The 12,134-nt window shown below is 66.8% G+C and carries 12 protein-coding genes; 2 read left to right on the top strand and 10 right to left on the bottom strand.

What is annotated here, in order from left to right; translation table 11 throughout:
- Positions 1-6: 6 nt before the first annotated feature.
- From ACQY4K_RS01050 to ACQY4K_RS01040, 3 genes are read right to left on the bottom strand one after another with little or no spacing between them, the layout of a single operon-like run.
- Positions 7-1,353: a dihydrolipoyl dehydrogenase family protein gene (locus tag ACQY4K_RS01050; RefSeq protein WP_428392676.1), complete on the bottom strand. Its 1,347-nt coding sequence runs from the start codon at positions 1,351-1,353 to the stop codon at positions 7-9.
- The gene (locus ACQY4K_RS01045) at positions 1,346-1,597 is read right to left on the bottom strand and encodes a GDCCVxC domain-containing (seleno)protein (RefSeq protein ID WP_428392674.1); all 252 of its coding nucleotides are present in this window, start codon (positions 1,595-1,597) and stop codon (positions 1,346-1,348) included. Before ACQY4K_RS01045 ends, ACQY4K_RS01050 begins: the two co-directional genes overlap by 8 nt.
- A complete protein-coding gene (locus ACQY4K_RS01040) occupies positions 1,594-1,971 on the bottom strand; it encodes a mercuric transporter MerT family protein (RefSeq protein ID WP_428392672.1) in 378 nt (125 codons plus the stop codon). The genes ACQY4K_RS01045 and ACQY4K_RS01040 overlap by 4 nt, the downstream gene beginning before the upstream one ends.
- A gap of 86 nt (positions 1,972-2,057) precedes the next feature.
- Here ACQY4K_RS01040 and ACQY4K_RS01035 point away from each other — a divergent pair, with 86 nt between their 5' ends.
- Positions 2,058-2,465 (top strand): MerR family transcriptional regulator, encoded by a 408-nt coding sequence (locus ACQY4K_RS01035; RefSeq protein WP_428392670.1) that lies wholly within the window; start codon positions 2,058-2,060, stop codon positions 2,463-2,465.
- A 190-nt stretch (positions 2,466-2,655) separates the two neighbouring features.
- Here ACQY4K_RS01035 and ACQY4K_RS01030 read toward each other — a convergent pair whose 3' ends face one another.
- The 7 genes from ACQY4K_RS01030 to mutM all read right to left on the bottom strand — a co-directional run bounded on the left by ACQY4K_RS01030 (position 2,656) and on the right by mutM (position 11,346).
- Positions 2,656-2,979 carry a type II toxin-antitoxin system PemK/MazF family toxin gene (locus ACQY4K_RS01030; RefSeq protein WP_428392668.1) on the bottom strand — a complete coding sequence of 108 codons (324 nt, stop codon included), beginning with the start codon at positions 2,977-2,979 and terminating at the stop codon, positions 2,656-2,658.
- 369 nt (positions 2,980-3,348) lie between these two features.
- The gene (gene gyrB, locus ACQY4K_RS01025) at positions 3,349-5,769 is read right to left on the bottom strand and encodes a DNA topoisomerase (ATP-hydrolyzing) subunit B (RefSeq protein ID WP_428396261.1); all 2,421 of its coding nucleotides are present in this window, start codon (positions 5,767-5,769) and stop codon (positions 3,349-3,351) included.
- A 149-nt stretch (positions 5,770-5,918) separates the two neighbouring features.
- Positions 5,919-7,055 (bottom strand): DNA replication/repair protein RecF, encoded by a 1,137-nt coding sequence (gene recF / locus ACQY4K_RS01020; RefSeq protein ID WP_428392666.1) that lies wholly within the window; start codon positions 7,053-7,055, stop codon positions 5,919-5,921.
- A gap of 11 nt (positions 7,056-7,066) precedes the next feature.
- Positions 7,067-8,191 carry a DNA polymerase III subunit beta gene (dnaN, locus tag ACQY4K_RS01015; RefSeq protein WP_428392664.1) on the bottom strand — a complete coding sequence of 375 codons (1,125 nt, stop codon included), beginning with the start codon at positions 8,189-8,191 and terminating at the stop codon, positions 7,067-7,069.
- Positions 8,192-8,285: 94 nt separating this feature from the next.
- Positions 8,286-9,707 carry a chromosomal replication initiator protein DnaA gene (gene dnaA, locus ACQY4K_RS01010; protein ID WP_428392662.1) on the bottom strand — a complete coding sequence of 474 codons (1,422 nt, stop codon included), beginning with the start codon at positions 9,705-9,707 and terminating at the stop codon, positions 8,286-8,288.
- A 451-nt stretch (positions 9,708-10,158) separates the two neighbouring features.
- On the bottom strand, positions 10,159-10,428 hold the full coding sequence (gene rpsT, locus ACQY4K_RS01005; RefSeq protein WP_428392661.1) for a 30S ribosomal protein S20: 270 nt from the start codon (positions 10,426-10,428) through the stop codon (positions 10,159-10,161).
- 69 nt (positions 10,429-10,497) lie between these two features.
- The gene (mutM, locus tag ACQY4K_RS01000; protein WP_428392659.1) at positions 10,498-11,346 is read right to left on the bottom strand and encodes a bifunctional DNA-formamidopyrimidine glycosylase/DNA-(apurinic or apyrimidinic site) lyase; all 849 of its coding nucleotides are present in this window, start codon (positions 11,344-11,346) and stop codon (positions 10,498-10,500) included.
- Between the two features lie 29 nt (positions 11,347-11,375).
- Between mutM and ACQY4K_RS00995 the strand changes: the two genes are divergently transcribed.
- A complete protein-coding gene (locus tag ACQY4K_RS00995) occupies positions 11,376-12,125 on the top strand; it encodes a class I SAM-dependent methyltransferase (protein ID WP_428392657.1) in 750 nt (249 codons plus the stop codon).
- The last annotated feature ends 9 nt before the right edge of the window (positions 12,126-12,134 follow it).

Below are 12,134 nucleotides of genomic sequence, written 5' to 3'. Positions count from 1 at the left end.
CCGTGTTCAGAGCATGGAGCCGATGTCCGAGGCGCCGGTCGGGTAGGCGAACATGGCCGCCTTCAGGTCTGCCGCCGTCAGGCCGTGTCGTAAGGCGAGAGCGAACACGTTGATCACCTCGTCCACGCCCGGTCCGACGAGGTGGGTGCCCAGGATACGGCCGCTGCCCTCCTCGACGAGGGTTTTATACCCGTATACCGGTTCCGCCAGACGCCGAGCCGTGAACCAGTTCGGCACCTTCTCCGACTTCACCCGCACCCGCAGCCCCTCTGCGCGCGCCTCCTCCTCGTGCAGTCCCACACTTGCGATCGGCGGGAGGGTAAACGCCACGCTCGGCACGCCGCGGTAGTCCGGCCGGTGTCGGTTGCCGTTGAGCAGATTACCCGCGACGACCCTCGCGTCGTGGCCGGAGACCGGGGTCAGAGGCGGCCCGCGGCCCGCGGCGTCGCCCGCCGCGTAAATGCGCGGGTTGGATGCGCTCTGGAGGAACGCGTTGAGCGCGAGCTTTCCCTGAGTGACGCCGACGCCGGCCGCTGCCAGGTCGAGCGCGTCCAGCGCTGGGATCCGGCCCGCCGCATGCACGACCAGATCGGCCGCGACGCGCAGCGGCTGAGCGTCCGCGGTGGCGTGCACCAGGAAACCGTCGGCCGCTTGCTCAACCTGTGTGACGGTCGTGCCGGTGCGGACCTCGATGCCGAGCGCCGCGAAGCTCTCCATCAACCAGCCTACGAGGTCTGCGTCGAAGCGGGGCAACATGCGCGTGCCTCTCTGCAGCACCGTCACCTCGGCCCCGACCCGCGCGGCCAGGTGGGAGAACTCAGCCGCGATGTAACCGCCTCCGATAAAAACGATGCGCCTGGGGAGTGCGTCGCGTTCCAGGAACGCATCGCTGGTCACGACATGCTCTTCGCCTGGTACGCCGAGCGGCGCGGGCCGGCCCCCGGTCGCGATCAGGACGTGACCGGCCCGCAGGTCCCGGCCGCCGACCGCGACGGTGTCCGGACCCGTGAACCGAGCGACGCCGTGCAGGGTGGCGACGCCGCGCCCGGCATGACGCCGCTCCTGCTTGCCGGGCAACGGATCCGTGAAGCCGCGCTTGAACGCCATGAGCTCGGGCCAGGCGATCCGGGCGTCGCCCTCAACGCCGTGGCCGCGCATGCGCCGGATGGCGTCCAAGGCCTCTTCGCCGCTGACCAGCATCTTTTTGGGATCACAACCACGCAGCGCGCAGGTTCCTCCGAACGGAAGCTGGTCGATGACAGCCACCGTCCAGCCCGCCTCGCGCACCCGGGCGCTTGCCACCTGGGCGGCAGTGCCGGAGCCGATCACGACGAGATCATAGGCCTCAGGCATGGTGGCGGCCTGGCGCTGGAACCACGGCGCAGCAGTCAGCCGTGCCGTTCTTCTGGATCGGCGGGCACGCCACGTCGCCATAGGAGCAGAATACGCAGCAGTCGCCAGATTTCGGCCGGAGCAGCGCACCGCAACCGGTGCAGTCGTAGAAGAACTGGCAGGCGTCGGTCGGCATCGTCTCCGTCGCGGCCGTGCCGCAATGCGGGCAGGTGATGGTGGAGCGCAGGATCATCTTGGTCCTCATACGAAGGCATAACCGAGGGTGAGCAGCGCCAGGCCGAGCAGCAGACCCACCGCGGTCGCGGCGCGCGCCGCCGGGCGTGCGCAGATCGCCCCCGGCGAGCAGGCCGCCGCCTTGCGCTGCCGCCAAAGCAGTACAGCAGCAATCGTAAAGCAGAGCACAGCCGCGGCAAGCAGGAGCGGCCTGTGCGGTGCCGCGAACAGGGCGATGCCACCGAGCCAGGCCGTGCTCAGCCCGGCTGTCGCGAGCAGGAACGGCAGGGCGCAGCAGGAGGCCACGCCGAAGGCAGCGGCGATCCCGCCGAGGGTCAGCAGCGCGGGCGCGGCGCCGCTCCCGCCGTGTTTGGTCATCGTGCTGCTGCCGGAGTGGTTGAACATTGCAGGGCTCCCTGGCCGAGGCATCGGAGTCAGCCTACGATCTGTAGCGGCTACAGACTCAAGCCCGATTTCCAGGAGCCGGCGCCATGCAGCATCACGACATCGCCATCGGTGCGCTCTCGCGCCGGACTGGCTGCAACATCGAGACGATCCGCTACTACGAGCGCATCGGCCTGCTGCCGGTGCCCGCCCGCCGCGGCCGCTATCGGCTCTACTGTGAGGAGGACGTGGGACGCCTGTCGTTCGTGCGCCGGGCGCGCGAACTCGGCTTCAGGCTCGACGAGGTGCGCGCCCTGCTCGGCCTGGCCACGGCGAGCCAGGATGCCTGCGTGCAGGTGCGCGACATCGCCGCCACCCATCTTGCCGAGGTGCGCGCGAAAGTTGCGGATCTGCGTGCGATCGAGCGGGTGCTCAGCGACGCCGTACGCCGATGCGATGCAGGCGAGACATCCGGGTGTCCCCTCATCGGCGTGCTTGCCGCGGCGCCTGCCTGATGAATGGTGCCTCGGGCCCTACACGAGGCGGAGAACCACGCCTCCTTCGCGCTGCACGAACGCGCCGGCTTCGTGCGCGCGGCGGTGCTGCCGTAGGTCGGACGCAAGTTCGATCGCTGGGTCGATCGACCATTTGACGGCCGCGGGCTTCAGCCTTGCTGGCTACAAGCAGGCATCTTCATCAGGTTCATCAGGCATGAACGAGTGCAAGATTGCTTCGCAGCGCCGCTGCGACCGGCAAACGGTCTGCCAGGGGCAGATACCCGATCCGCTCGGCATCCGAAGCCTCGATCGTCGCGATTTTCGCTGAACGCACGACAGAGCGCGCAGGCAGCCCCGCTTCGGCCAGCTTGGAGACGACTACGTCACCGGGCCAGCCGTGATTGGCCGCACTGGTTACCATCAGCACCCAGAGGAGAGCAGGAGCGCCGAGCGTGTCTGGGACGGCCACGACAAGAGCCGGCCGACGCTGCTGCACCGGCCGGTTGGTGTAGGGAAACGGGATCTTAACCAAGTCCCATACCTCACAGTTCGGCATAGGAGAGGGTGTCCGCGGCACTGTCCCATTCCGAGAAGCACCGGAACGGGTCGTCTGCTATCGTGACTGGTTGAGCACGCGTCAGCACAACCCGATCCGCTTCAATGGCATAGGCCAATTCATCGCCCTCACTGAGGTGGAGCGCTGCCCGCACCGGCTGCAGGATCGTGGTTTGTGCCTTGCTGGTCAGCCTGCTCGTAATCATACCTCTAGGAAAGGAACTTCCTTACGACAGTCCAGGAGTATTCTGCACCGAGGCCACCGCCTTCCCGCCGAATGATTGCGGAAGGTCGTTATCGGCTGAGTATCCTTCGTGATGTCCATAACGCGCTCGCCCTTGGCACTCTACACGTCCAGATTGGCGACTTTCAGGGCGTTGCCGACGATGAAGTCGCGGCGGGGTTCGACGACGTCGCCCATCAGGGTTGAGAACACCTGGGCGGCGCTTTCGATGTCGCCGACCTTGACCTGCAGGAGGGTGCGGGCGGTGGGATCGAGCGTGGTGCGCCAGAGCTGTTCGGCGTTCATCTCGCCGAGGCCTTTGAAGCGCTGGATCGCGAGACCTTTGCGCCCCTGGGCGAGTATCCGGTCATAGGCGGCGGCGGGGCCGGTGACCGCGGCGTCATGATTGTCGAGCGACAGCATCGCGGGCTGGGTGCCGAAATCGCGCGCCAGCAGATCCGCGCGCTCGGCCAGCCATAGGACGTCGGCGCTGCGCAGGGCGGTCGTGTCGAGATGGTATCGCTCGCCGACGCCGCGCACGTTGCGGCCGAGATGCAGGCCGCCGGCATCGACGGAGACCACCCAGCCGCGCTCGGCCGGCAGCGATGCAGCGTCGAGGCGCGCGGCCAGGGCCTGGGCATGCGACTGGCCGCGGGCCACATCGGGGGTGAGCGTGCCGGCGATGGCCGCCTGCTCCAGGATCCAGACCGGCGCTGTGACCGACAGCCGGCGCAGCGCGCGTGTTGCGTCGTGCAGCCAGGCGGTTTCGGCGGCGAGGTCGCCACCCTGCAATACACGACCATCGGCGTAGGTCAGGCGAGAGTGCGATAGCGCCTTGTCGAGGAGGTATTGCTCCATTTGGGCGTCGTTCTTGAGGTAGCGTTCCTCGTTGCCGCGCTTGGCGCGGTAGAGCGGGGGTTGGGCAATATACAGATGGCCGTGCTCGATCAGTTCGGGCATTTGCCGAAAGAAGAAGGTCAGCAGCAGCGTGCGGATATGCGAGCCGTCGACATCGGCGTCCGTCATGATGACGATGCGGTGGTAGCGCAGCTTGGCCAGCGAGAAGCCGCCCTGCTCCGGTTCGCCGTGGCCGATGCCGGTGCCGAGTGCGGTGATCAGCGTGCCGATCTCGGCGGAGCCGAGCATGCGGTCGAAGCGGGCGCGCTCGACATTGAGGATCTTGCCTTTCAGCGGCAGGATCGCCTGGAAGCGGCGGTCGCGCCCCTGCTTGGCGGTGCCGCCGGCGGAATCGCCCTCGACCAGGAATACTTCCGCCTTGGAGGCGTCGCGCTCCTGGCAGTCGGCGAGTTTGCCGGGCAGCGTGGAGATATCCAGCACGCCCTTGCGGCGGGTGAGTTCGCGCGCCTTGCGCGCTGCCTCGCGCGCGGCCGCTGCATCCATCACCTTTCCGATGATCGAGCGGGCTTCCTTGGGGTGGGTTTCGAACCAGTGCGCGATGGCATCCGCCGTCGCCGCCTGCACCACCGGCTGCACCTCGGAGCTGACCAGCTTTTCCTTGGTCTGTGACGAGAATTTAGGATCCGGAACTTTCACCGACAGCACCGCGGTCATGCCTTCGCGCATGTCCTCGCCGGACAGCGTGAGCGCGTCCTTCTTGCCGAGCCCATCTGCATATTTCGCGACCACGCGGGTCAGCGCCTGGCGGAATCCAGCGAGGTGCGAGCCGCCGTCGCGCTGCGGGATGTTGTTGGTGAAGCACAGCATGGTCTCATGGAAGCTGTCGTTCCAGGAGAGCGCGAACTCCACCTTGATGCCTTGGGCGTTGTCCACGCCCAATGCCGTGATCGGCGGGCTGGCGACGGCGGCCTTGCCGCGATCGAGCCATTCGACGAACGCGACCAGGCCGCCCCGGTAGCAGAAACGTTGTTCGGCCGCCGGCGCATGACGCTCGTCGCGCAGCAGGATTTCCAGTCCAGAATTAAGAAAGGCCAGTTCCCGCAAGCGACGTTCGAGAATTGTGAAGTCAAACTCGGTGAGCGCAAAGGTGGCGGCACTCGGCTTGAAGCTGACCTCGGTGCCGCGAGTCTCGTCGCTGGGGCCGACGATGTGCAACGGCTCGGTGGTCTCGCCATGGTGAAAGCCGATGCGGTGCTCGACGCCTTCACGCCAGATCCGTACCTGCATCCATTCGGAGAGGGCGTTGACCACGGCGGCACCGACGCCGTGCAGGCCGCCGGAGACCTTGTAGGAGTTCTGGTTGAACTTGCCGCCGGCATGCAGCCTGGTCAGCACCAGTTCGGCGGCACTGATGCCCTCCTCGACATGCATGTCGGTCGGAATGCCGCGGCCGTTGTCGCGCACCGTCACCGAGCCATCGCCGTTGAGGATCAGCGCACACGACGTGGCGAACCCGGCCTGCGCCTCGTCGACCGCGTTGTCGATGATCTCGAACGCCATGTGGTGCAGGCCGGAGCCGTCGTCGGTGTCGCCGATATACATGCCCGGGCGCTTGCGCACCGCGTCGAGGCCTTTCAGGACGGAGATCGAGGCGGCATCGTAGCTGTCGTGTCCGTCGGTCTGCATCGAATCGGGCAGCGGGTTGCCAGGTGCTGTGCCGTTGCGGGCAGGCGTGTTGGCAGGTGCTGCGTTATCGGACATGCCGGTAATCTACTCCAAAAAACTGGATCGTGTGCAATGGTCGAATATACAGGACAGCCCGGCTCGCAGCCAGCTTAGAGCACCGGAAATCCCTCGGCCGGGACGAGTTTTCCACAGCCCGCGCGCAACATTTCGGCATGCCCAGAGAGGGCCGCGAACGGCTCCGCGTCGGTGCCGGTCAGCAAAGCCGGGGCGCCCAGAAGCGGCAGTGCCGCCAGCAAGGCGGCGCGGTGTGTCGCATCGAGATGCACGAGGGGTTCGTCGAGCAGCAGCAACGGTGCCTGGCCGCGATCCCCGGCGATCAGCGCCGCGTGCGCGAGCACGACGCCGAGCAACAGCGCCTTCTGCTGCCCGGTGCTGGCGATTGCCGCCGGGCGACCGGTGGCCAGGTCGGCGAGACGCAGATCGGCGCGATGCGCCCCGAGTGCTGCGCGCGCGCCAGGGGCCGCCGCGTCCGCGACCCGGCTCGCGCGCAAGCTGCCGCGCAGCCAATCCTCCACCGCCAGCGCCGGCTCGTGCGCAAGCCTGTCCGCGACCGGGCAGTCGAGAGCCAGCGTCGCCGGCGGGAACGCGCCCGATGAGGCTTCGGCACGCGCGTTCATACGGGCGACCAGCAGCCGGCGTGCCGCCGCGACCGCGACGGCGTGGCGCGCCAGCGCGTCCTCGACGGCGTCCAGCCAGCCGGCGTCAGGTGCGCGTGCCCCCTGCAACAGCCGGCCGCGCCCGGCGAGGGCCTCGTCATGGGCCGCAACCTCGCGGGCGTGGCCGGGCTCCAGCGCCAGCACCAGCCGGTCGAGGAAGCGTCGCCGGCCTGCCGGCCCTTCGACGAACAGCCGGTCCATCTGCGGCGTCAGCCAGACCGCCGCCAGCGCATCCGCGACAGCGCCGCGGCGTGGCGGGTGTCCGTCCAGCAGGAACACGCGTCGTCCCGCCGGGGTCGCGGGCGACGTGCCGGTGCCGAGATCGAAGGGCTCCCCGGCATGCGCAAGACGCGCCGCCACAGCCCAGTGCGCGGCACCCTCACGGGGCAACTCGCCGAGCCGTGCTCCGCGCAACCCGCGCCCAGGGACGAGCAGCGACAGCGCCTCGAGCAGATTGGTCTTGCCGCTGCCGTTGGGGCCGCTGAGCACGACGATCTGTGCGCGCGGCTGCCAGACGAGATGGGCGTAGGTGCGAAAATCTGTAAGCCTCAGCCGCTCAAGACGCAGCATGCGGCGGCGGGTCAGACCCGCATCGGCATCAGCACATAGAGCGCGGACGGGCTATCGGCATCGCGCACGAGCGTGGGCGCGGCGCTGTCGGAAAACGCAAACTCGACATCCTTCTCGATCTGGTCGGTGATGTCGTTGAGGTAGCGGGCCTGAAAGCCGATTTCGAGCGGTGTGGAATGATAGGCGACGCGGCCCTCGTCGAGTTCTTCTTTGGCGGTGCCCTGGTCCGGACTTGCCGCCGACAGGGTCAGCAGATTGTGCTCGATGGAGAGCTTCACCGGACGCGAGCGTTCCTGGCTGATCGCGGCGACACGGGCGACAGCGTCGGAAAAATCCTTTTTGCCGACCCTCAGGATTTTGTCGTTGTCGCGCGGTATGACGCGCTCGTAATCGGGAAAGGTGCCGTCGATCAGCTTGCTGGTGAGCGTGACGCTGCCGACGGTGAATTGAATACGGGTGTCCGAGAGCGAGAGTTCGACGTCCCCTGCTTCCTCGTCGAGCAGCTTGCGCAGTTCCGCGATTGTCTTGCGTGGCACGATCACGCCGGGCATCCCAACCGCGCCCTCGGGAACTTCGGTCTGCACCCGGGCCAGACGGTGACCGTCGGTCGCGGCCGCGCGCAGCATCGGGCCCGTCTCGCCTTCGGCCACGTGCAGATAGATGCCGTTGAGATAGTAGCGTGTCTCCTCGGTGGAGATCGCAAACCGGGTGCGGTCGATCAGGCCGCGCAACACGCCGGCGGCAAGCCGGAATTGGTGCGGCAGCACGCCGGCTGTCATCGACGGGAAGTCCTCCACCGGCAGCACGTTCAGGCTGGTGGCGTAGCGCCCGGCACGTAAGGCGAGCGGCGCGTCGCCGCCGGGATGGTCCAGTTCGATCTCGGCGCCGTCAGGAAGCTTGCGGACGATTTCGTAGAGCACCGCGGCCGGCGCGGTGGTCGCACCATTGCGCGTAACCCCGGAGGCGATCTCCTCCACGACCGCGATTTCCATGTCGGTCGCGGTCAGGCTCAGCGTGCCCGCTTTGGCCGAGACCAGGACGTTGGCCAGAATGGGGATTGTGTTGCGCTTCTCGGCCACGCTCTGGATGTGGGCGAGCGCCTTGAGCAGCGTCGCGCGGTCGGCCTTAAGCTTCATTGAGCAGTCCTCTGCGCCGGATGCGACCGTCCGGGGGGCCCAGACTTCCGGGGGCCAAAACTCTAGCAGCCCTCGTGTGCCTCGCAAATGGGCCTCAGCTTTCCAGCATGCGGCGCAGCAGCTCGACATCTTCGGCAAAGGCGGTGTCGAGCCCCATCAACTCGGTGACGCGGCTGACCGCGTGCATCACCGTGGTGTGGTCGCGATTGCCGAACTTGCGGCCGATTTCCGGCAGCGAGCGGCTGGTGAGCTGCTTGGCCAGGAACATCGCCACCTGCCTGGGCCGCGCCACCGCGCGCGCGCGACGCGCCGAGGACATGTCGGTGAGCCGGATGTTCCAGTGTTCGGCCACCTTGCGCTGGATTTCCTCGATGGTGACGCGACGATCGTGCGCCTTGAGGATATCGTGCAGCACCTCGGTGGTCGCCTCCAGGGTCACCGGCCGGCCGAACAGGTTGGCATGCGCAATCATCCGGTTCAGCGCGCCTTCGAGTTCGCGTACGTTCGAGGTGATCTTGTGGGCGAGGAACTCCAGCACCTTCGGCGGCACCGCGACCCCGGAGGCGGCTGCCTTGGCCTCCAGGATGGAGATGCGCAACTCGAACGTGGTGGCGTGCAGGTCGGCAACCATGCCGCAGCCGAGGCGCGTGCGCAGACGGTCCTCGAGACCGGAAAGATCCGAGGGCGATTTGTCGGCGGATACCACGATCTGCTTGCCGGCATCGACCAGCGCATTGAAGGTGTGGAAGAATTCCTCTTGCGTGTTGTCCTTGCCGATGAGGAATTGCAGGTCGTCGATCATCAGCACGTCGACCGAGCGAAGCTGCTCCTTGAATTCCATCGTGGATTGGCTGCGGATCGCCGCGATGAAGCGATACATGAACTTTTCGGCCGACATATAGGCGACCGAGACCCTTTCGCCGCGGACCAGTTCAAGGCCCATGGCGTGCATCAGATGCGTCTTGCCGAGGCCGACGCCGCCATACAGGAACAGCGGATTAAAGCCCGGGCTGGACGGGCGATCGGCGACACGACGCGCGCAGGCATGGGCGAACTCGTTGGGTTTGCCGACGACGAAGGCGTCGAAGGTGAAGCGCGGATCCAGCGGTGCGGCGAGTTCCGCGCGTGCATTCGACCCGGTCGCACCGGCATTGGTATTGGCGGTCGGCGCTTTGGTGCTGACCGGCGTTTCGATTTCGCTCAACGTCGGCGTCGGTATGGCACAATCGGCGCCGAGTTGTAGCTCGACCCTCCTGATGGCCGGCAGCTCGGCGTGCCAGAGTGCACTGAGCCGGTCACCATACTGGTTGCGCACCCAATCGCGCAGAAACCGTGTCGGCAACAGCAACACGATCTCGTCACCGTCTGCATCGCCGAGCCGGATCTGGCGCAGCCAGGTGCGATATTCGACGTCGCCGACTTCGCTTTGCAGTCGCGATCGTATGCGTTCCCAATGCGCGTCCAGCGGATGTTGGACCAAGGCAATCCCCGCCTCGATCGGACGATCATGCTCCATTATAATGGAACCAGGTTCGACGGCACGGCACGACTCCACTCTCACCCACCCCGTTCCTGACCACGCCCCGCTTCCTGGCCACAGATGGGCCGAATTCACCGTCGGCGCGACGATCACCTCCCGCTTAGGGCACAACATTACCGGTCCCGCGCAAGCGGGCCATGTGTTCGCACACAAGGTGGGAAAGGCCGTCTGTTACAGCTTGCGGTCATCATCGTGACCGTGGCGGACAGTAAAACACGGGCCGGGGGGTCGCAACGGGAATCTAGCCGTTCATGCGCCGCCGCAAAAATGAGGCGTTGTCAAGTATCAGCTAGAAAGTATTCGCAAGACAAAGAGCGAACACCAGGTAATTATCGCGAGATTACACGCAAAAACGAGACGACACCGACGACATGAAAAAGGCCGGGCGTGTGTGCCCGGCCTTCTCGCAATTCGTCCCAAATGGCGCTCAGGTGATCGCGATCGCCTTGATCCGAGCGGACAAGCGGGAGATCTTTCGCGACACCGTGTTGGCGTGCACCACACCCTTGGTGGAGGCGCGCTGCATCTCCGGCTGGGCCGCGCGCAGGGCCAGGGCAGCCTGCTCCCTGTCGCCGCTCGCGATCGCGACCTCAACCTTCTTGATGAAGGTACGCATCCGTGACTTGCGCGCCGCATTGCGGGCGGTGCGGACCTCGGTCTGTCGGATGCGCTTGCGCGCGGATGCGGTGTTCGCCATCGCTCTCAGTTCTATCTCACGTCAGGGCGCGGGTTCTAGGCCAAGCAGCGTCCCCAAGTCAAGCGAGGCTCACCGCTGCTGCCGTGGACAGAAGAACGTGCTTCGTCCGGATTGCACGATACGCATGATCCCCGGGCAGGCGGCGCGCCCGGGACAGACCTCGCAGGGTTCGCTCTCACGGCCATACACTTTCCAGGCACGCTGGAAGGTGCCGAGTTCGCCATCCGGTTGCACATAGTCGCGCAGGCTCGAACCGCCGGCGGCGATCGCCTCACCCAGCACCGCCTTGATCGACGCGACCAATCGTGTGGCCCGTAACGGGCCCAGGCTGCCGGCCCGACGCCGCGGCGACAGCCCGGCGCGAAACAGTGCCTCGCACACATAGATATTGCCGAGGCCCGCGACGATTCGTTGATCGAGGAGTGCTGCCTTGAGGCTGCTGTCGCGGCCGCGGCAGGCTTCTGCCAGCAGCGCAGGGGTAAAGGACGCTTCCAGTGGTTCGACCCCCATGCCGGCGAGCAGACGGTGCGAGGCCTCATCGTGGGTTGCGACCAGGTCCACCGACCCGAAGCGGCGGGGATCGACCAGCCCGAGGCGGCAGCCCTCCTCGCTTTCGATTACCAGGTGCTCGTGCCGCGTCACCGCGACCGGCAGGCGCGGATCCAGCTGCGTGAGATTGATCCGGCCCGACATGCCCAAATGCAGCAACATGCTGTCGCCGCCCGAGAGACGCATCAGGATGTACTTGCCGCGCCGGCGAAACCCCTCGACGCGGGCGCCGCGCAGCCGCTCCGCCAGGTGCTGCGGCATTGGCCAGCGCAGGTCGGGGCGGCGCATCTCGGCACGAATGATGGTGTGACCCTGCAGATGCGCGCGCATGCCGCACATGACGGTCTCGACTTCAGGCAGTTCCGGCATGGGATGGATGCAGGCTATACCTGCCCGCCATGAGCGACAATCCATCCAACGAGACCGATTTCGGCTATCGCACGGTCCCCCGCGCGGCCAAGCAGCCGATGGTGCGCGCGGTGTTCGACAGCGTGGCGCCGAAATACGACCTGATGAACGATCTGATGTCGCTGGGCATTCATCGTGTCTGGAAACGCATCTTCGTCACCATGCTGACGCCGCGTCCGGGTGCTGCCTTGCTCGATCTTGCGGGCGGCACCGGCGATATCAGCTTCGGCTGGCTGCGTGGCGGCGGCGGCCCCGCGATCCTGTCGGACATTAACGCCAGCATGCTCGCCGTCGGCCGCGACCGCGCCATCGGCAACGGCCGGATCGCCGAGCTCAGCCTGCTGGTCGCCGATGCCGAGCGGCTGCCGCTGCCGGACCGCTGCGTCGAACGGGTTGCGATTGCGTTTGGCCTGCGCAACTGCACCGACAAGGATGCCGTGCTCGCCGAGGCGCGTCGCGTGCTGCGTCCGGGCGGGCGGTTCCTCTGCCTGGAGTTCTCGCGGCCGCAGGTGGCGGTGCTGAACCCGATCTATGACGCCTGGTCGTTCCAGGTATTGCCGCGGCTCGGCTCGGCGATCGCCGGCGATGCCGCCAGCTACCGCTATCTCGCCGAGAGCATACGTACCTTCCCCGACCAGGAGGCGCTGGCGGCGATGCTGCGCGCGGCAGGGCTCGGGCGCGTCACCGTGCGCAACCTGTCCGGCGGCATTGCCGCGATCCATTCCGGCTGGCGGCTTTGATCTCCCAGC

The organism is Lichenicoccus sp., from assembly GCF_965276875.1.
Lineage (GTDB): Bacteria > Pseudomonadota > Alphaproteobacteria > Acetobacterales > Acetobacteraceae > Lichenicoccus.
This window is presented reverse-complemented; position numbering and strand designations above follow the sequence as displayed.

What these genes read in the sequence shown, in the direction of transcription:
- ACQY4K_RS01035 (WP_428392670.1), top strand. Translation starts at nt 2,058, where the DNA reads ATGCAGCATCACGACATCGCCATCGGTGCGCTCTCGCGCCGGACTGGC.
- gyrB (WP_428396261.1), bottom strand. Translation starts at nt 5,769, where the DNA reads ATGCAGACCGACGGACACGACAGCTACGATGCCGCCTCGATCTCCGTC.
- rpsT (WP_428392661.1), bottom strand. Translation starts at nt 10,428, where the DNA reads ATGGCGAACACCGCATCCGCGCGCAAGCGCATCCGACAGACCGAGGTC.
- recF (WP_428392666.1), bottom strand. Translation starts at nt 7,055, where the DNA reads ATGCTGCGTCTTGAGCGGCTGAGGCTTACAGATTTTCGCACCTACGCC.
- dnaN (WP_428392664.1), bottom strand. Translation starts at nt 8,191, where the DNA reads ATGAAGCTTAAGGCCGACCGCGCGACGCTGCTCAAGGCGCTCGCCCAC.
- dnaA (WP_428392662.1), bottom strand. Translation starts at nt 9,707, where the DNA reads ATGGAGCATGATCGTCCGATCGAGGCGGGGATTGCCTTGGTCCAACAT.
- mutM (WP_428392659.1), bottom strand. Translation starts at nt 11,346, where the DNA reads ATGCCGGAACTGCCTGAAGTCGAGACCGTCATGTGCGGCATGCGCGCG.
- ACQY4K_RS01045 (WP_428392674.1), bottom strand. Translation starts at nt 1,597, where the DNA reads ATGAGGACCAAGATGATCCTGCGCTCCACCATCACCTGCCCGCATTGC.
- ACQY4K_RS01050 (WP_428392676.1), bottom strand. Translation starts at nt 1,353, where the DNA reads ATGCCTGAGGCCTATGATCTCGTCGTGATCGGCTCCGGCACTGCCGCC.
- ACQY4K_RS01040 (WP_428392672.1), bottom strand. Translation starts at nt 1,971, where the DNA reads ATGTTCAACCACTCCGGCAGCAGCACGATGACCAAACACGGCGGGAGC.
- ACQY4K_RS00995 (WP_428392657.1), top strand. Translation starts at nt 11,376, where the DNA reads ATGAGCGACAATCCATCCAACGAGACCGATTTCGGCTATCGCACGGTC.